Annotated in this window: 11 protein-coding genes and 2 tRNA genes; 9 read left to right on the forward strand and 4 right to left on the reverse strand. The window is 69.7% G+C overall.

The window, feature by feature from the left end; translation table 11 throughout:
- Positions 1-101: 101 nt before the first annotated feature.
- Together OHB04_RS27825 and OHB04_RS27830 are read left to right on the forward strand one after the other, a co-directional pair.
- Positions 102-1,007, forward strand: coding sequence for an ABC transporter ATP-binding protein (locus OHB04_RS27825; RefSeq protein ID WP_326690383.1), 906 nt, complete (start codon positions 102-104; stop codon positions 1,005-1,007).
- Positions 1,004-3,535 (forward strand): ABC transporter permease, encoded by a 2,532-nt coding sequence (locus OHB04_RS27830; RefSeq protein WP_326808548.1) that lies wholly within the window; start codon positions 1,004-1,006, stop codon positions 3,533-3,535. The genes OHB04_RS27825 and OHB04_RS27830 overlap by 4 nt, the downstream gene beginning before the upstream one ends.
- A gap of 103 nt (positions 3,536-3,638) precedes the next feature.
- Here the strand turns inward: OHB04_RS27830 and OHB04_RS27835 are convergent, their stop codons facing one another.
- The gene (locus OHB04_RS27835; RefSeq protein WP_326690385.1) at positions 3,639-4,862 is read right to left on the reverse strand and encodes an acyltransferase family protein; all 1,224 of its coding nucleotides are present in this window, start codon (positions 4,860-4,862) and stop codon (positions 3,639-3,641) included.
- A 611-nt stretch (positions 4,863-5,473) separates the two neighbouring features.
- On the opposite strand from OHB04_RS27835, the gene OHB04_RS27840 reads away from it, so the two are divergent.
- Positions 5,474-5,668: a hypothetical protein gene (locus OHB04_RS27840; protein WP_326690386.1), complete on the forward strand. Its 195-nt coding sequence runs from the start codon at positions 5,474-5,476 to the stop codon at positions 5,666-5,668.
- Positions 5,669-5,954: 286 nt separating this feature from the next.
- Here the strand turns inward: OHB04_RS27840 and OHB04_RS27845 are convergent.
- Positions 5,955-6,025 (reverse strand) — tRNA-Gly (locus tag OHB04_RS27845).
- A gap of 91 nt (positions 6,026-6,116) precedes the next feature.
- Between OHB04_RS27845 and OHB04_RS27850 the strand changes: the two genes are divergently transcribed.
- From OHB04_RS27850 to clpX, 5 genes are all read left to right on the forward strand, one after another.
- A tRNA-Pro gene (locus OHB04_RS27850) sits at positions 6,117-6,193 on the forward strand.
- A gap of 101 nt (positions 6,194-6,294) precedes the next feature.
- Positions 6,295-7,737, forward strand: coding sequence for a trigger factor (gene tig, locus OHB04_RS27855; RefSeq protein WP_326690387.1), 1,443 nt, complete (start codon positions 6,295-6,297; stop codon positions 7,735-7,737).
- A gap of 271 nt (positions 7,738-8,008) precedes the next feature.
- Positions 8,009-8,614 (forward strand): ATP-dependent Clp protease proteolytic subunit, encoded by a 606-nt coding sequence (locus OHB04_RS27860; protein WP_326692941.1) that lies wholly within the window; start codon positions 8,009-8,011, stop codon positions 8,612-8,614.
- Between the two features lie 67 nt (positions 8,615-8,681).
- Positions 8,682-9,341 (forward strand): ATP-dependent Clp protease proteolytic subunit, encoded by a 660-nt coding sequence (locus OHB04_RS27865; RefSeq protein WP_326690388.1) that lies wholly within the window; start codon positions 8,682-8,684, stop codon positions 9,339-9,341.
- 163 nt (positions 9,342-9,504) lie between these two features.
- Positions 9,505-10,788, forward strand: coding sequence for an ATP-dependent Clp protease ATP-binding subunit ClpX (gene clpX, locus OHB04_RS27870; RefSeq protein ID WP_326692942.1), 1,284 nt, complete (start codon positions 9,505-9,507; stop codon positions 10,786-10,788).
- Between the two features lie 148 nt (positions 10,789-10,936).
- Here the strand turns inward: clpX and OHB04_RS27875 are convergent, their stop codons facing one another.
- Together OHB04_RS27875 and OHB04_RS27880 are read right to left on the reverse strand one after the other, a co-directional pair.
- Positions 10,937-11,788, reverse strand: a complete 852-nt coding sequence (locus OHB04_RS27875; RefSeq protein WP_326690389.1) for a hypothetical protein — start codon at positions 11,786-11,788, stop codon at positions 10,937-10,939.
- Between the two features lie 270 nt (positions 11,789-12,058).
- Complete coding sequence (locus OHB04_RS27880; RefSeq protein ID WP_326808549.1) at positions 12,059-13,087, reverse strand: hypothetical protein; 1,029 nt, start codon at positions 13,085-13,087, stop codon at positions 12,059-12,061.
- Between the two features lie 130 nt (positions 13,088-13,217).
- On the opposite strand from OHB04_RS27880, the gene OHB04_RS27885 reads away from it, so the two are divergent.
- Positions 13,218-15,851: a valine--tRNA ligase gene (locus tag OHB04_RS27885; protein ID WP_326690391.1), complete on the forward strand. Its 2,634-nt coding sequence runs from the start codon at positions 13,218-13,220 to the stop codon at positions 15,849-15,851.
- The last annotated feature ends 76 nt before the right edge of the window (positions 15,852-15,927 follow it).

The raw sequence follows: 15,927 nt of genomic DNA on the forward strand, positions 1-15,927 counted from the left end.
CCCCACCCTGAATCCGGCGGCAACCGTCATGGTGCCCGACCACCCGTGATCCGTACGTTCGAGAGGTCGGAAACAGCGGACCACCAGGGTTGGAGACCAGCATGGGCAAGCGCCCGAAGCGCTCGGCGCACGAGGAGGCGTACGCCCCGAGGGTGCGCTGCGCGGTGGAGCTGCGCGCCGTCACCCGGCGCTACGGACGGAGTGTGCATGCCCTGCGCGGCATCGACCTCGCCCTGCCCCACGGCAGCTTCACCGCCGTGATGGGCCCCTCCGGCTCGGGGAAGTCCACCTTCCTCCAGTGCGCCGCCGGTCTCGACCGGCCCACCTCGGGCACCGTTCACCTGGGCGGCACCGAGATCACCGCCCTCAGCGAGAACAAGCTGACCGCGCTGCGCCGCAGCCGTCTCGGCTTCGTCTTCCAGGCGTTCAACCTGCTGCCCTCGCTCACCGTCGAGCAGAACGTCCAGCTGCCGCTGCGCCTCGCGGGCCGCAGGCCCGACCGGCGCCGGTCGGCGCACGTCCTCGCCCAAGTGGGCCTGCACGAGCACGCGAGGCGCCGCCCCGACCAGCTCTCCGGCGGCCAGCAACAGCGCGTCGCCCTGGCCCGCGCGCTGGTCACCTCACCCGACGTGATCTTCGCCGACGAGCCGACCGGGGCCCTCGACACCACCACAGCGGCCGAGGTCCTCACCTTGCTGCGCAGCGCGGCGACGGGGGAGCCCGCGCCGGGCTTCGGCGTCCCGGACCCAGGGGTTCCGGGCCCCGGAGTCCCGGGCGATCCCGGCGGCCCCCACGGCACCGTCGTCATGGTCACCCACGACCCGGCAGCCGCCGCGTACGCGGACCGGGTGCTCTTCCTCGCCGACGGCAGCCTCGTCGACAGCCTGGAGCGCCGGCCCGAGTGGGAGCCGACGCACGCCGCCGGGGAGATCGCCGCGCGGATGGCCCGGCTCACCGCGCGCGGCCCGTCGTCCGCCCCGCACTCCTCCCCGCAGGTCGCCGCATGAGCACCGGCCTGCTGCCCAACGGGCTGGCCCGCGCGGCCGTCCGGTTCAAGCCCGCCTCCTTCGCCGGGACGTTCGTGGCGCTCGCCATGGCCGCGATGATCATCTCGGCCTGCGGCTTCCTCGCCGAGACCGGTGTACGCGCCTCCGTCCCGCCCCAGCGCTACGCGGCGGCACCCGTCGTCGTCACCGCCGACCAGAACGCCCACCTGATCACGGGCAGCGGAGAGGACCGCTCGGACGAGGGGGACACCGTCCCCGAGCGCGCCCGGCTGGACGCCGCCGGCGCCGCGCGGAAGGCCCGCACGGTGCCGGGGGTCAGCCGGGCCGTGCCCGATGTGACCTTCACCCTCGGATCCCGGCACGGCGCGGCGCCGCTCACCGGACACGGATGGGGCTCCAGCGCCTTCACCGCCACCCGCCTCCGGCACGGCACCCCGCCCCGGACGGACCGCGACCTCGTCCTCGACACCGCCGCCGCCAAGGCCCTGGGCGCCCGCACCGGCGCCGAGGTCACCCTCACCACGCCAGAAGGTGCCCGCACCTTCCATGTCTCCGGCACCACCCGGGGCCCCAGCGGAGGCGGACACCCGCAAGGCCCGGGCGCCTGGTTCACCGACGCGCGCGCCCAGGCGCTTGCCGGTCACCCGGGGAAGGCCGACGCCCTCGCCGTCCTCACCCGGCACGGCGCGGACCCCGCCACGGTCGCCGACCGGCTGCGTACCGCGCTCAAGGGCACGGGCCTGCGCGTACACACCGGCCAAGCGCGCAGCGCGGCCGAGGACACCGGCGTCGACTACGCCAAGGAAGCGCTGACGGGCCTCGGCTTCTCCTTCGGCGGGATCGCCGCCATGACGGCCGTCTTCACCGCCTCGGGCACCGTGGCCCTGTCGGTCTCCCAGCGCCGCCGCGAGTTCGCCCTGCTGCGCGCCATCGGCGCGACACCCCGGCAGATCCGGCGGACGGTCGCGACCGAGGCGATGTTCGTCGCTCCCCTCGCGGGCGCACTGGGCTGTCTGCCCGGGGTGGGCCTGGCGAGCTGGTGGTTCGGCGAGCTGCGCGCACGCGGCGCCGTCCCCGACGGCCTCCACCTGGAGATCACGGCCACCCCGGTGTGGACCGCACTCGGCACGGTCCTCGGCACCGCGCTGCTCGCCGGATACCTCGCGGCCCGCCGCCCCTCGAAGATCAAACCGGGCCTGGCCCTCAGCGAGGCGGCACGCGAGCGCTTCCGGCCCGGCATCATCCGCACCCTGCTCGGCCTCGGCGCCCTGACCGGCGGCATCGCCATGGCACGGCTCGCCGCCACCGAGGGCGGCGAGGAAGCGGCGAACCTCGCGCTGGGCGTGGTGATGCTGCTGATGACGGCGGTCGCGCTGCTCGGCCAGTACGTCGCCAAGGCGTGCGCCTGGCTGCTCGGTCTGGTGATGCGCGCGGGCACCGCCGCGTCCGAGTTGGCCGCCGCCAACTCCTGGGCGCACGCCGGCAGACTGGCCTCGGCGATCACCCCCGTCGTGCTGGCCATGGCCTTCTGCTCGACGCTGATCTTTCTCCAGACCAGCGAGGATCACGCGACCGCCGTCCAGCAGCGCGCCGGCATACGCGCCGACCACATCGTCACGGGCCCCGCCGGCACCGGCCTGCCACGCACCGCCGCCGCCCGCGCGGCCCGCACCCCGGGCGTCCAAGCGGCGACAGGGCTGCTGCGCACCGAGGTGCTGGTGGAGGTCCGCTCCGATGGCACCTACCTCCAGGCCGCCGCCGCACAGGGCGTCAGCGGGGGAGGGCGAGCGCTGGGCGACGTCCAGAACCTGGGCATACGCGAGGGCTCGCTCGACGGGCTGCGGCGCGGCACGGTCGCCGTCGACCGCCTCGTCGCCAAGGGCGCGCGCGTCGCCCCCGGCGACCGGCTGCCCCTGTGGCTCCCCGACGGCACGAAGGTCCGCCCCAAGGTCGCCGCCGTCTACACCAGGGGCACCGGACTGTCCGCTGTCACCCTGCCCCGCGCCGCCCTGACGGGGCACGTCACCTCGGCCTACGACAGCGAGATACTCGTCCGCCAGGAGCGGGACGCCGACACGGGCGCCGTCGCCCGGGCGCTGAGCGGCCTCGGCGACGTCTCCGACAAGGCGTCCTACACGAGGGCCGCAGACCGGGACCGCGCCCTCAACGCCTGGGGCAACCGCACCATGGCGCTCGTCCTCGGCGGCTTCGCCGCGGTCGCAGCCGTGAACACCCTGGTGATGACCGTCCTCGCACGCCGCCGCGAGGTGACGACCCTGCGGCTGATCGGCTCCACCCGGCGGCAGGTGCTGGAGATGATGCGCTGGGAGGCGGCGCTCGTCGCCCTGTCCGCTCTGGCCCTGGGCACAGCGATCGCACTGGCGACGCTCATCCCCATGACCCAGGGCCTCTTCGAAGCGCCCCCGCACATACCCCCGCTTCTCTACGGAGCCTTCGCAGCGACCATCGCCACCCTCACCCTCACGGCCACCGCCCTCCCCGCCAGAGCCCTCCTGCACCGCCCCTGAGCCGAGCCCGGCAGGGCCCGGAAACACCTTGCCCTCCCCGGGAAGGACCCGGGGAGGGCAAGGGGGACGAACAGTTGCACGCGGGCCGCAGGGCCGCGAGGCGTTACCGCTTGCGGTGGGAGACGGGCTGCCGACCGGCCGACGGCTGTGAGCCGTCACCCTGGACACCCCGCGTGGCCTCCCGCTTGCGGGCCATCGCACCGGCATCCCGCTTGAAGAACCACTCCATCTTCGGCTCGACCATGAAGCGGAACATCCTGGTCACCCATGGAGTGCAGAGCGCCGTCATCATCACGGCGGCCAGCACGGTGATGAACACCCGGCTCAGCGGGTGGTCGACCCAGGCCATGTCGTACCAGTCGAACTGCCGGGAGCCCTGGATCGCGAAGATGTGCAGCAGGTACGCGTACAGCGTGCCCGCGCCCAGCACCGTGAACCACATGTGCCGCCGCGGCACCCACGACAGGAAGCACGCGGTCATCACCAGACCGCAGCCGAAGATGGCGAGGTACATCACGGCGCCCGCCCAGGAGGGGACGTGCATGTCGGCGGCGGACTTGTCGTGCAGGAACCACGCCTTGGACATCCTGGGCACGGCCCAGTAGGCGAAGACCATCGCGCACAGCGTCACCGGCACGGCGATGTAGCGCATCTCACGGCGCTTGACCAGTTGGAAGTGGTGGGGACGGAGCTGGAGCCCGAGCACGAAGAACGGCAGGAACTGCGCGACCCGCATCAGGTTCAGATCACTGTCGATCGTCGGGGTCACACTCGCGGCCACCGCGATCGCCAGCGCGACGGGCAACGGCCAGCGCAGGCTCTTCCACACCGGCGTGGTCAGCCGCCACAGGAACAGCGCCACAAGGAACCAGAGCGCGAACCCCGGCTCCTGGAAGTGGAACTCGCGGTCCGGGTCGTCGTTGGCCCACCGCATGAAGAAGGTGTACGCGACCTGGATCGCCAGGTAGGGGACCACCACGCCGGTGACCAGGCGCTGGACCTGCTTCGGCTTGCCCTCGAAGCTCCTGGACAGATAGCCGGAGATGATGATGAAGGCCGGCATGTGGAACGTGTACATCACGAAGTACAGGGCTTCGGCCGTACGGCTGTCATCGCGCAGCGGATCCCAAGTGTGACCGATCCCGACGAGCACGATCGTGAGGTACTTCGCGTTGTCGAAGAACGGATCACGCTGCTTGGCTGCTGGCTTCTTCTGCGCCTTCGCAGGTTGCTCCGCGGACACCGGTGGCGTCTGGGAGGGGGACTCCTGGCGGACGGGGGGGAGCGGCGCCCGCTCATAACCAGCGTGCAACATCTGCCGCACCATAGCGGTTAACCCTCTAGGCCGTAAATTCAGGTCACGACTCTAGTTCCCGCGACTCCGCTTGCTATTCCCCGCGTTCGGGAACTGGCGCGACGAGCCGCGGACGGAAATGTTCGATTTGATGTCAGTTGTCCCACTTAAACGGGGCATATGGAGCTGGTGTGACACCAGGGAGATGTCCCCTTCGTGCCCCTCTGTGCCCGCTGTGAGCGAGGCCACAATTCCCAGTTGTACGCAAGGAATTCACCTGTGGCTCGGCACCGGGTGCCATGAGTAATGCATCAGGTGCCCATCCCCTGTACGGCGCATTGATCAGGCCGAATTGATGGCCGAATTAGGGGTCTATACGCCATGCGCATACTATCCGTCCGGCGACGACGGCCCGCCCCCGGTCCCGTCCGGGCCCCGCGTGGACGGATCCCGTGGACGGATCCCGTGGACGGGTCCCATGGGTCGCGCCAGTCCCAGGATTTACCGGATGATGGAGCCGATGGGCGGTCACCCGGGTCCTCGTGCGCGGGAGTTGGTGGCACGATGGGTGGGCGCGGGGGTGTGGCAGTGGTGGCAGACCCCCTGGCCGGTGAGGCGTTCCGAGCATGAGGGTGTGAGCAGTTGTGGCCATCTCGCTGTCGGTAGTCCTGATGCTGGGAGTCATCCTGGTCGTCATGATCCGGGGCAAGTCGATCAAGGCGGGCCCCGCCGTCGTCGCCGTGCTCTTCGGCTTCTTCCTCGCCTCCACCGGCATGGCGCCCTCGATCAACCGGTTCCTCAACTCGATCGCCGACACGATCAACCAGATCAGCTTCTGAGCGCACGACGGTCAGCCGCGAGCGCGCGACGGTCGGCCGCTGAGCACGCGCGCTCGTCTTCTGACCACGCCCCGGCCGGCTCTTCTGTCCGTGGCTCGTCCTGTGTCCCGGCTCACTGTCCACCGCTCTCCGGCCGCCGCTCACGGCGCCCCCGCTCTCCGGCCGCCGCTCTCGGCTCAGAAGCGTGACCGCGCGGCGAAGAAGCTGACCGCCCGACAGCCGCGCGGCCCGGCAACCGCACGACAAAGGCCCGGTCCCTCCAGGGGCCGGGCCTTTCGTCTCACCGAGCGGGCGACGGGAATCGAACCCGCGTAGCTGGTTTGGAAGACCAGGGCTCTACCATTGAGCTACGCCCGCATGCGCGCCTCGCACCGGTCTCTCGGGCGCTTGCCCGGGCCGGAACGGCACGAACTGCATCGTACGGCATGTACTCTACGTGTCGCACCGGCGGGGTGTGGCGCAGCTTGGTAGCGCGTCCGCTTTGGGAGCGGAAGGTCGTCGGTTCGAATCCGGCCACCCCGACCACGTACTATGAAAGACGCGCGTGCCTGTGTCGTGTCTGCATGCATACGGGGCGCAGCCAGGAATCAGCAAGACCCCCAATGCCAGCCCCAAGGAGACCGACCGTGAAGAGCGCCGTGGAGACCCTGAACCCGACCCGGGTTCGGCTCACAGTCGAGGTGCCCTTCGAGGAGCTCAAGGACAGCCTCGACGCGGCGTACAAGAAGATCAACCAGCAGGTCACGGTGCCCGGCTTCCGTAAGGGCAAGATCCCTGCCCGGGTGATCGACCAGCGCTTCGGCCGCGGTGCCGTCCTGGAGGAGGCTGTCAACGACGCTCTTCCGAAGCTCTACGAGTCCGCTGTCGAGGAGGGCGAGCTGAACGTGCTCGGCCAGCCCGAGGTGGACATCACGGAGCTGAAGGACAACGAGCTGCTGGCCTTCACCGCCGAGGTCGACGTACGCCCCGGGATCGAGATCCCGGACTACTCCGGCATCGAGGTCGAGGTCGACGCCGCCGAGGTCTCGGACGAGGACGTCGACAAGGCCGTCGAGCAGCTGCGTGAGCGCTTCGCCTCCACCTCGGTCGTGGAGCGCGCCGCCGGCGAGGGCGATGTCGTCAAGCTCGACCTTGAGGCCAAGGTCGACGGCGAGGTCCTGGAGGACGGCGTCGCCGAGGGTGTCGACTACACCATCGGCTCCGGTGAGCTGCTGGACGGCATCGACGACGCCGTCACCGGCCTGGAGGCGGGCGGCACCACCACCTTCACCTCCGAGCTGAAGGGCGGCTCCGGCGCCGGCCAGGAGGCCGAGGTCTCCGTCACCGTCGAGAGCGTCTCCGCACGCGAACTGCCCGAGCTGGACGACGAGTTCGCCCAGCTCGCCAGCGAGTTCGACACGCTGGAGGAGATGCGCGAGGACAGCCGCAAGCGCCTCGCCGACCAGAAGAAGTACGACCAGGCCACCCAGGCCCAGGAGAAGGTGCTGGACGCCCTCCTGGAGCTGACCGAGGTCCCGGTCCCGGAGAAGCTGCTCGCCGACGAGATCGAGAGCCGCAAGCACAACCTGGTCAACCACCAGCTCGGCCAGCTCGGTCTCGACCTCGCCTCTTACCTGAAGATGCAGGACAAGAGCGAGGAGGACTTCGAGGGCGAGCTGAAGGAGCAGGCGGAGAAGGGCATCCGCACCCAGTTCGTCCTGGACGAGCTGGTCAGCAAGGAGAAGCTCAACGTCAGCCAGGAAGAGCTGACGGAGCACCTGATGCGCCGCGCCCAGTCCTCCGGCATGAGCCCCGACCAGTTCGCACAGGCCGTCGTCGAGGGCGGCCAGGTGCCGATGCTCGTCGGCGAGGTCGCCCGCGGCAAGGCACTGGCCACCGTCGTGGAGTCCGTCACCGTCAAGGACACCAACGGTGAGGTCGTCGACATGAGCGACGACGAGGACGAGACGGCCGAGGGCACCGAGGGTGCCGCCGAGGCCGCGACCGAGGACGCCGCGACCGCCGAGGCGGCCGAGGGCTCCGAGGCCGCGGAGGAGAAGGACGACAAGACCGAGAAGTCCGGGAGCTGACCCGGCGCCCGGTCGCCGTACGCCGCCTGAAGGGGCCGTGAGCGCACCCGCGCCCGCGGCCCCTCACGCGCTCCCGGGGGGCACCCGCGCTCACAGCGCTGTGCTACCTGCGCTCACAGCGCTGTGCTACCTGCGCTCACAGCGAAATGCGCTCTGACCGGGATGGCGGCCGACGACCGGGGCGTTAGGGTCCCCAGTAGACGAAGACCCCAGTGACGGCCAGCTTCGCGCGGCCGTCCGGATACGAGCAGGTGGACACGTGACGCTTCCGATGCCTTCCGCCGCCGGTGAGCCCAACTTCGGTGGTGGCCTCGGCGACCAGGTCTACAACCGGCTGCTCGACGAGCGCATCATTTTCCTCGGCCAGCCGGTGGACGACGATATCGCCAACAAGATCACCGCCCAGCTTCTGCTCCTTGCCGCCGATCCGGACAAGGACATCTTCCTGTACATCAACAGCCCGGGCGGTTCGATCCAGGCGGGCATGGCGATCTACGACACCATGCAGTACATCAAGAACGACGTCGTCACCATCGCCATGGGACTGGCGGCTTCGATGGGGCAGTTCCTGCTCACGGCGGGCACCCCCGGCAAGCGGTTCGCGCTGCCGAACGCCGACATCCTCATCCACCAGCCCTCCGCGGGCCTGGCGGGCTCCGCGACGGACATCAAGATCCACGCCGAGCAGCTTCTGCGCACCAAGAAGAAGATGGCCGAGCTGTCGGCCGCGCACAGCGGTCAGACCGTCGAGCAGTGGACCCGCGACGCCGACCGTGACCGCTGGTTCACCGCTGAGGAGGCGCGGGACTACGGCCTCATCGACGAGGTCTACGGCAACGCCGCGCAGCTTCCCGGCGGCGGCGGAACGGGTGCGTGAGCCCCGCCGTACTGCCGCACGGCACACGCCCCTACCGCAGCCAGCTCATCCTCAGGAGAACCTCCCGATGACCTCACTCCACACGGGACCGCAGGCCGAGTTCACCGGCATCGCACCGGAGTCCCGCTACGTCATCCCGCGCTTCGTCGAGCGCACCTCGCAGGGCGTGCGTGAGTACGACCCCTACGCGAAGCTCTTCGAAGAGCGCGTCATCTTCCTCGGCGTGCAGATCGACGACGCCTCCGCAAACGACGTCATGGCTCAGCTGCTGTGCCTGGAGTCGATGGACCCGGACCGGGACATCTCGATCTACATCAACTCCCCGGGCGGCTCCTTCACGGCGCTGACCGCGATCTACGACACCATGCAGTTCGTGAAGCCCGACATCCAGACGGTCTGCATGGGCCAGGCGGCCTCCGCCGCGGCCGTGCTGCTCGCCGCCGGCACCCCCGGCAAGCGCATGGCGCTGCCGAACGCGCGTATCCTCATCCACCAGCCCTACAGCGAGACGGGGCGCGGTCAGGTCTCCGACCTGGAGATCGCGGCCAAGGAGATCCAGCGGATGCGCGATCAGCTGGAGGACATGCTCACCAAGCACTCCACCAAGGAGCGCGAAGCCATCTCCTCGGACATCGAGCGTGACAAGATTCTCACCGCCGAGGAGTCGCTGGAGTACGGCCTGATCGACCAGATCGTCTCCACCCGCAAGACCTCGGTCGAAGCCTGACGGGAGCTCTGCACAAGTCCCGTATCCCCGGGGACCGACCCGACCGAGTGAGTCGGGTCGGTCCAAGGGGGGCCCATTCCGGCGGTCCGGCAAGGTACCGTCGGAGAGCATGTACCTCGGTCCGTACCCACTCGACGGATCCCAGGCGAAGGGGAAGCTCCTCGTGGCACGCATCGGTGATGGCGGCGATCTGCTCAAGTGCTCGTTCTGCGGCAAGAGCCAGAAGCAGGTGAAGAAGCTCATCGCGGGTCCAGGTGTGTACATCTGCGACGAGTGCATCGATCTCTGCAACGAGATCATCGAGGAGGAGCTCGCAGAGTCCTCCGAGGTGCGCTGGGACGAGCTTCCCAAGCCGCGTGAGATCTCTGAGTTCCTGGAGGGCTACGTCGTCGGCCAGGAGGCCGCGAAGAAGGCCCTCTCCGTAGCGGTCTACAACCACTACAAGCGCGTGCAGGCCGGTGAGAACACCCCGGGGCGCGACGACGGCATCGAGCTGTCGAAGTCCAACATCCTGCTGCTCGGCCCCACCGGCTCCGGCAAGACCCTGCTCGCGCAGACGCTCGCCCGGATGCTCAACGTCCCCTTCGCCATTGCCGACGCCACGGCGCTCACCGAGGCGGGCTACGTCGGCGAGGACGTCGAGAACATCCTGCTGAAGCTGATCCAGGCGGCCGACTACGACGTCAAGAAGGCCGAGACCGGGATCATCTACATCGACGAGATCGACAAGGTCGCCCGCAAGAGCGAGAACCCCTCGATCACCCGCGATGTCTCCGGTGAAGGTGTCCAGCAGGCGCTGCTGAAGATCCTGGAGGGCACGACAGCCTCCGTGCCGCCGCAGGGCGGCAGGAAGCACCCGCACCAGGAGTTCATCCAGATCGACACGACGAACGTGCTGTTCATCGTCGGCGGTGCCTTCGCCGGTCTGGAGAAGATCATCGAGTCCCGCGCGGGCGCCAAGGGCATCGGCTTCGGTGCCGACATCCGCTCCAAGCGCGAGATCGAGGCGAGCAACCAGTTCGAGGAGGTCATGCCGGAGGACCTGGTGAAGTTCGGGATGATCCCGGAGTTCATCGGCCGTCTGCCGGTCATCACCTCCGTCCACAACCTCGACCGCGAGGCGCTGCTCCAGATCCTGATGGAGCCGAAGAACGCCTTGATCAAGCAGTACCAGCGGCTGTTCGAACTCGACGGTGTGGAGCTGGACTTCGACCGTCCCGCGCTGGAGGCCATCGCCGACCAGGCGATCCTCCGGGGCACCGGAGCGCGCGGGCTGCGCGCCATCATGGAGGAGGTCCTCCAGTCGGTGATGTACGAGGTGCCCTCCCGCAAGGACGTGGAGCGCGTCGTGATCACCGAAGAGGTCGTCCACTCCAACGTGAACCCGACCCTGGTGCCGCGGGCCCGTGGCAACGGGGACCAGCAGCACCACGAGAAGAGCGCCTGACGGCCCGCGCCTTGGGGCCCCGCTCTTGGGGGGCCCCACGCCTTCCTGACAGCGGCCTCACGCCCTCCTGACAGCATGAGAGAGCCCGGCCTCCCCCTCGGGGAGCCGGGCTCTCTCACGCTCGCCTCAGTGGCGGCTCAGCGCCGGGTCACTTGTCGACGACTGCGGCCTCGTAGACCTGGCCGGCGAGGTCGGCGGCCTGCTCGGGAGTGACGCCGCCGCCGGCCGGCTCACCGGCCACCGTCATGCCGATGGTGCTGGAGTCGCCCCACGCGCAGATCGTCTGCGACTTGGTGGCCACCTTGTAGGTCTGGCACTTCATGACGTCACCGTCGAAGCCGTCCGGGGTGACCTCCTTGGCCTCGCCGTCCTTCTGGCCCATGGATCCGATGCTCTTGTCCATCTTGCCCAGCATCCAGTCGACGCCCTCTTCCGGGTCGTCCAGCGAGCCATAGGCCCCGCTGAACTGGAGCTGCTTGGTACCCGAGGTGTACTTCGCGCCGACGTGGCCGTCCGCGTCCAGGCCCGGGATTTCTTCCTTCTTGCCGTTGGCGGACTTGCCGTCCGTGATCTCGGCGCCGTCGCCCGTCTCGGGCTTGCCCTGGAGCTTGTACTCGCCGATGGCCTGGGGAGCTTCCAGCTTCTTGTCGCCGCCACCGATGACACCGAACATGAACAGGCCGCCGATGATGGCGCCGACGACGACCAGGGCGCCCACGACGATGCCGATGGTCTTGCCCTTGCCGCCACCGCCCTGCGGCGGCATCGGCATGCCCGGCTGCTGGGGCTGCTGGCCGTAGGGGCCGGGCTGCTGGGGCTGGCCCTGCTGGGGGTAGCCGTAGCCCTGCTGCGGCTGCTGGGGCTGGCCCTGCTGCGGGTAGCCGTAGCCCTGCTGGGGCTGGCCCTGCGCGCCACCGTAGGGACCGGGCTGCCCCGGCTGCTGAGGCTGCTGGCCGTAGGGCGGCTGCTGGCCGTATGGCCCGGGCTGGTTGTGACTCATGGTGGCGCTTCCCCTCCGTGAACATGTACATGAATGCGCTCGCACATCCTGACGGATGCGGGCTTCCCCTCGCTGCACCGGGCGCCGAATCGGCGCCCGCTGGGTACGAGATCGTGAAGAAAGCGAGGGGAGTTGTCCGGTTACGTCCCGATGGGCCGCGGACAGAAGGAGCGCCCGGTGAAGGTGCCACCGGGCGCTGCCGTTGTGTACATCACATGCGTGGGTGCCGGTGCGCGGCGGGGACGTCCCGCCGCGCACCGGCACCGCGGGTCACTTGATCTCGACCCGGGTGTCCTTGCGGACCTTCGCCGTGGTGGCGGCGGCCTCGGAGACCGGGGTGCCGGTGCCGCTGAGGACCGCAGCCGTGTCGGCGACGACGACGAAGCCGATGGTGCTGTGGTCGCCCCACATGCAGAACGGGATCGTGAAGCCCTTCATGCCGGAGGCGTTGTTCGCCCCGGGCGTGAACTTCACCTTCTGGCACTTCATCACCGCGTCGTCGTCCAGCCCGGCCGGCTTGACCGTCTCGGCCTCGCCGTCCAGCTCGGCCTTGCCGCCGCCGCTGGTGTCCGGGTCCTCCTTGGCCTCCTTGGCCATCATCAGGAGGGCGCCGTTCACCACGGCCTCGGGGTTCGCGATGTCGCCGTAGACGCCGCCGAACTCGAGCTGCTTGACGTCCACTCCGCTGCCCGAGGTCTTGTACTTCGCCGAGACCTGCTTGGGGTTCTGCACGCCGAACTTCTCGAACTTGGCGATGTCGTCGTCGTTGAAGGTGTCGCCGGAGCCGCTGGAGGGGACCTTGTTGAACTCCTCGGCGACCGTCGCGGGCGTCGTCAGCTTGTACTTCTTGCCGTCGGACGCGACGCTGCCGCCGCCACCGCCCTTGCCGCCACCGCCGCCGTCGTCCTTGTCGTCGCCGGTGAACATCAGCACGCCGCCGATGACGGCCGCCACCACGACCAGGGCGCCCACGATGATGCCGATGGTCTTGCCGTTGCCGCCGCCACCGCCCTGCGGGGGGTTCGGCATGCCCGGCGGGCCGTAGGGAGCCGGCTGACCCGGCATGCCGGGCTGCTGGCCCTGCTGCGGGTAGCCGTAGCCCTGCGGTGGAGGCCCGCCCGGCTGCTGGGGCTGCTGGCCGGGCTGCTGCGGGTATCCGTAACCAGGCTGCCCGGGGGCGCCACCGTACGGACCGGGGCCGCCCGGCTGCTGCGGGGGCTGTCCGTACGGGCCCGGCTGCCCGTACGGACCGGGCTGCTGCGGCTGTTGGCCGTACGGACCGGGCTGGTTGCTACTCATGACGGCGCTTCCCCTCCGTGAACATCTAGTCGAATGCGCAGGTTCATCCTGACGGATGGCGCGGGAGAGCGCTGCACCGGTCCACAAACCGATTCGAGACCGGGACATTGGCGCCCGTACACTGGCTGCCGTGACCGAGAACACTCAGCCCAGCCCGGAACCGCACGGGCAGCACACAGCGACCCCCGCAGATCTGCCGACCCAGTACGCGCCGGCCGAGGTAGAGGGGAAGCTGTATGAGCGCTGGGTGGAGCGGGGCTACTTCGAGGCGGATCCGAAGAGCGGCAAGCAGCCGTACACGATCGTGATCCCCCCGCCGAACGTCACCGGATCCCTCCACCTCGGGCACGCCTTCCAGCACACCCTCATGGACGCCCTCACCCGTCGTAAGCGGATGCAGGGCTATGAGGCGCTGTGGCTGCCCGGCATGGACCACGCCGGCATCGCCACGCAGAACAAGGTCGAGCAGCAGCTCGCCGAGGAGGGCAAGTCCCGTCAGGACCTCGGCAGGGAGGCGTTCGTCGAGCGCGTCTGGCGGTGGAAGGAGGAGTACGGCGGCAAGATCCTCGGCCAGATGCGCCGCCTCGGCGACGGCGTCGACTGGTCGCGCGAGCGTTTCACCATGGACGAGGGCCTCTCCCGCGCAGTCCAGACCGTCTTCAAGAAGATGTACGACGACGGGCTGATCTACCGCGCCGAGCGGATCATCAACTGGTGCCCGCGCTGTCTGACCGCGATCTCCGACATCGAGGTCGAATACCAGGAGGACGACGGCGAGCTGGTCTCGCTGAAGTACGGCGACGGCGCTGACACCGTCGTCGTCGCCACGACCCGGGCCGAGACGATGCTCGGCGACACCGCCGTGGCCGTCCACCCCGAGGACGAGCGGTACGCGCACCTGATCGGCAAGCAGATCAAGCTGCCGCTCACCGGCCGCGCCATCCCCGTCGTCGCCGACACCCATGTCGACCCCGAGTTCGGCACCGGAGCCGTCAAGGTCACCCCGGCGCACGACCCGAACGACTTCGAGATCGGCCGCCGCCACGACCTCCCCATGGTCACGGTCATGGACGAGCGCGGCGTGATCACCACACACGGTCCCTTCGAGGGGCTGGACCGCTTCGAGGCGCGCTCGGCCATCGTCGCCGCGCTCCGTGAGCAGGGCCGGATCGTCGCGGAGAAGCGGCCGTACGTGCACAGCGTCGGGCACTGCTCGCGCTGCAGGACGACCATCGAGCCCCGGCTGTCCATGCAGTGGTGGGTCAAGGTCGCCCCGCTCGCCCAGGCCGCGGGCGACGCCGTCCGCGACGGGCGCACGAAGATCCACCCGGCCGAGATGTCGTCCCGCTACTTCGACTGGGTCGACAACATGCACGACTGGACGATCTCGCGCCAGCTGTGGTGGGGCCACCGCATCCCGGTCTGGTACGGCCCGGACGGCGAGGTCCTCTGCGTCGGCCCCGACGAGGAGCCTCCCACCGGTGAGGGCTGGCACCAGGACCCGGACGTCCTGGACACCTGGTTCTCCTCCGGCCTGTGGCCGTTCTCCACGCTCGGCTGGCCGGACGAGACGCCGGACCTGGAGAAGTTCTACGCCACGGATGTCCTGCTCACCGGGCACGACATCATCTTCTTCTGGGTCGCCCGGATGATGATGTTCGGGATGTACGTCATGGACGAGCCGCCCTTCCACACCATCGCGCTGACCGGTCTCGTCCGCGACGAGCACGGCAAGAAGATGTCCAAGTCCAACCCCAACTCGGTCGACCCGCTCGACTGGATGGACGCGTACGGTTCCGACGCCGTCCGCTTCACCCTCGCCAACGGAGCCAATCCCGGCGCCGACGTCCCCATCGGCGAGGACTGGGTCAAGGCGTCGCGCAACTTCGCCAACAAGATCTGGAACGCCACGCGCTTCGCGCTGATGAACGGTGCCTCGGTCGAGGGCCCGTTGCCCGAGCGGCCGGAGATGGGGGCGGCGGACCGCTGGATCCTCTCCCGGCTGAACGAGGTGCTGGCGGAGGTCGACGGCCACTACGACGACTACCAGTTCGCCAAGCTCTCCGACGCGCTGCGCCACTTCGCGTGGGACGAGGTCTTCGACTGGTACGTCGAGCTGTCCAAGACCACCTTCGCCAAGGGCGGCAGGCCCGCCGAGGTCTCCCGCCGCGTCCTGGGCGAGGTCCTGGACGTGACGCTGCGGCTGCTGCACCCGGTCGTCCCGTTCGTCACCGAGACGCTGTGGACGACGCTGACGGGCGGCGAGTCCGTCGTCGTCGCGGACTGGCCGAAGGACTCGGGCTTCCGGGACGCCGAGGCCGAGCGGGAGATCGCCACGGTCCAGCAGGCGGTCACCGAGGTCCGCCGCTTCCGCGCCGACCAGGGCCTCCAGCCGGGCCAGCGGGTCCCGGCCGAACTCACCCTGGACGGCACGCCGTTGGTGGCCCACGAGGACGCCGTCCGGCAGCTGCTGCGGCTCCAGCCCGCGGGCGAGAGCTTCCACGCCACGGCGTCGCTGCCGGTCGCGGGGGCGACCGTCGCGCTCGACCTGTCGGGCGTCATCGACGTCGAGGCCGAGCGCAAGCGGCTCGCCAAGGACCTGGCCGCCGCGGAGAAGGAGCTGGCGCAGACGGGGGCGAAGCTCGGCAACGAGGCGTTCCTGGCCAAGGCGCCGGACCACGTCGTCGACAAGATCCGCACCCGGCGCGAGGCCGCGGAGGCCGACATCGCCCGCCTGAAGGAGCAGCTGGAGCGGCTCCCGTAGCTTCCCGGCCCCCGCACCGGGAGCACCACGTACGACGTGACCGGCGGCGGCGTATTCACCCCGTATTCACCCCGGA

The organism is Streptomyces sp. NBC_01775, assembly GCF_035917675.1.
GTDB lineage: Bacteria > Actinomycetota > Actinomycetes > Streptomycetales > Streptomycetaceae > Streptomyces.

Coding starts and splice junctions, on each gene's coding strand:
- OHB04_RS27825 (WP_326690383.1), top strand. CDS start 102: ATGGGCAAGCGCCCGAAGCGCTCGGCGCACGAGGAGGCGTACGCCCCG.
- OHB04_RS27830 (WP_326808548.1), top strand. CDS start 1,004: ATGAGCACCGGCCTGCTGCCCAACGGGCTGGCCCGCGCGGCCGTCCGG.
- OHB04_RS27835 (WP_326690385.1), bottom strand. CDS start 4,862: ATGGTGCGGCAGATGTTGCACGCTGGTTATGAGCGGGCGCCGCTCCCC.
- OHB04_RS27860 (WP_326692941.1), top strand. CDS start 8,009: ATGCCTTCCGCCGCCGGTGAGCCCAACTTCGGTGGTGGCCTCGGCGAC.
- OHB04_RS27865 (WP_326690388.1), top strand. CDS start 8,682: ATGACCTCACTCCACACGGGACCGCAGGCCGAGTTCACCGGCATCGCA.
- OHB04_RS27875 (WP_326690389.1), bottom strand. CDS start 11,788: ATGAGTCACAACCAGCCCGGGCCATACGGCCAGCAGCCGCCCTACGGC.
- OHB04_RS27880 (WP_326808549.1), bottom strand. CDS start 13,087: ATGAGTAGCAACCAGCCCGGTCCGTACGGCCAACAGCCGCAGCAGCCC.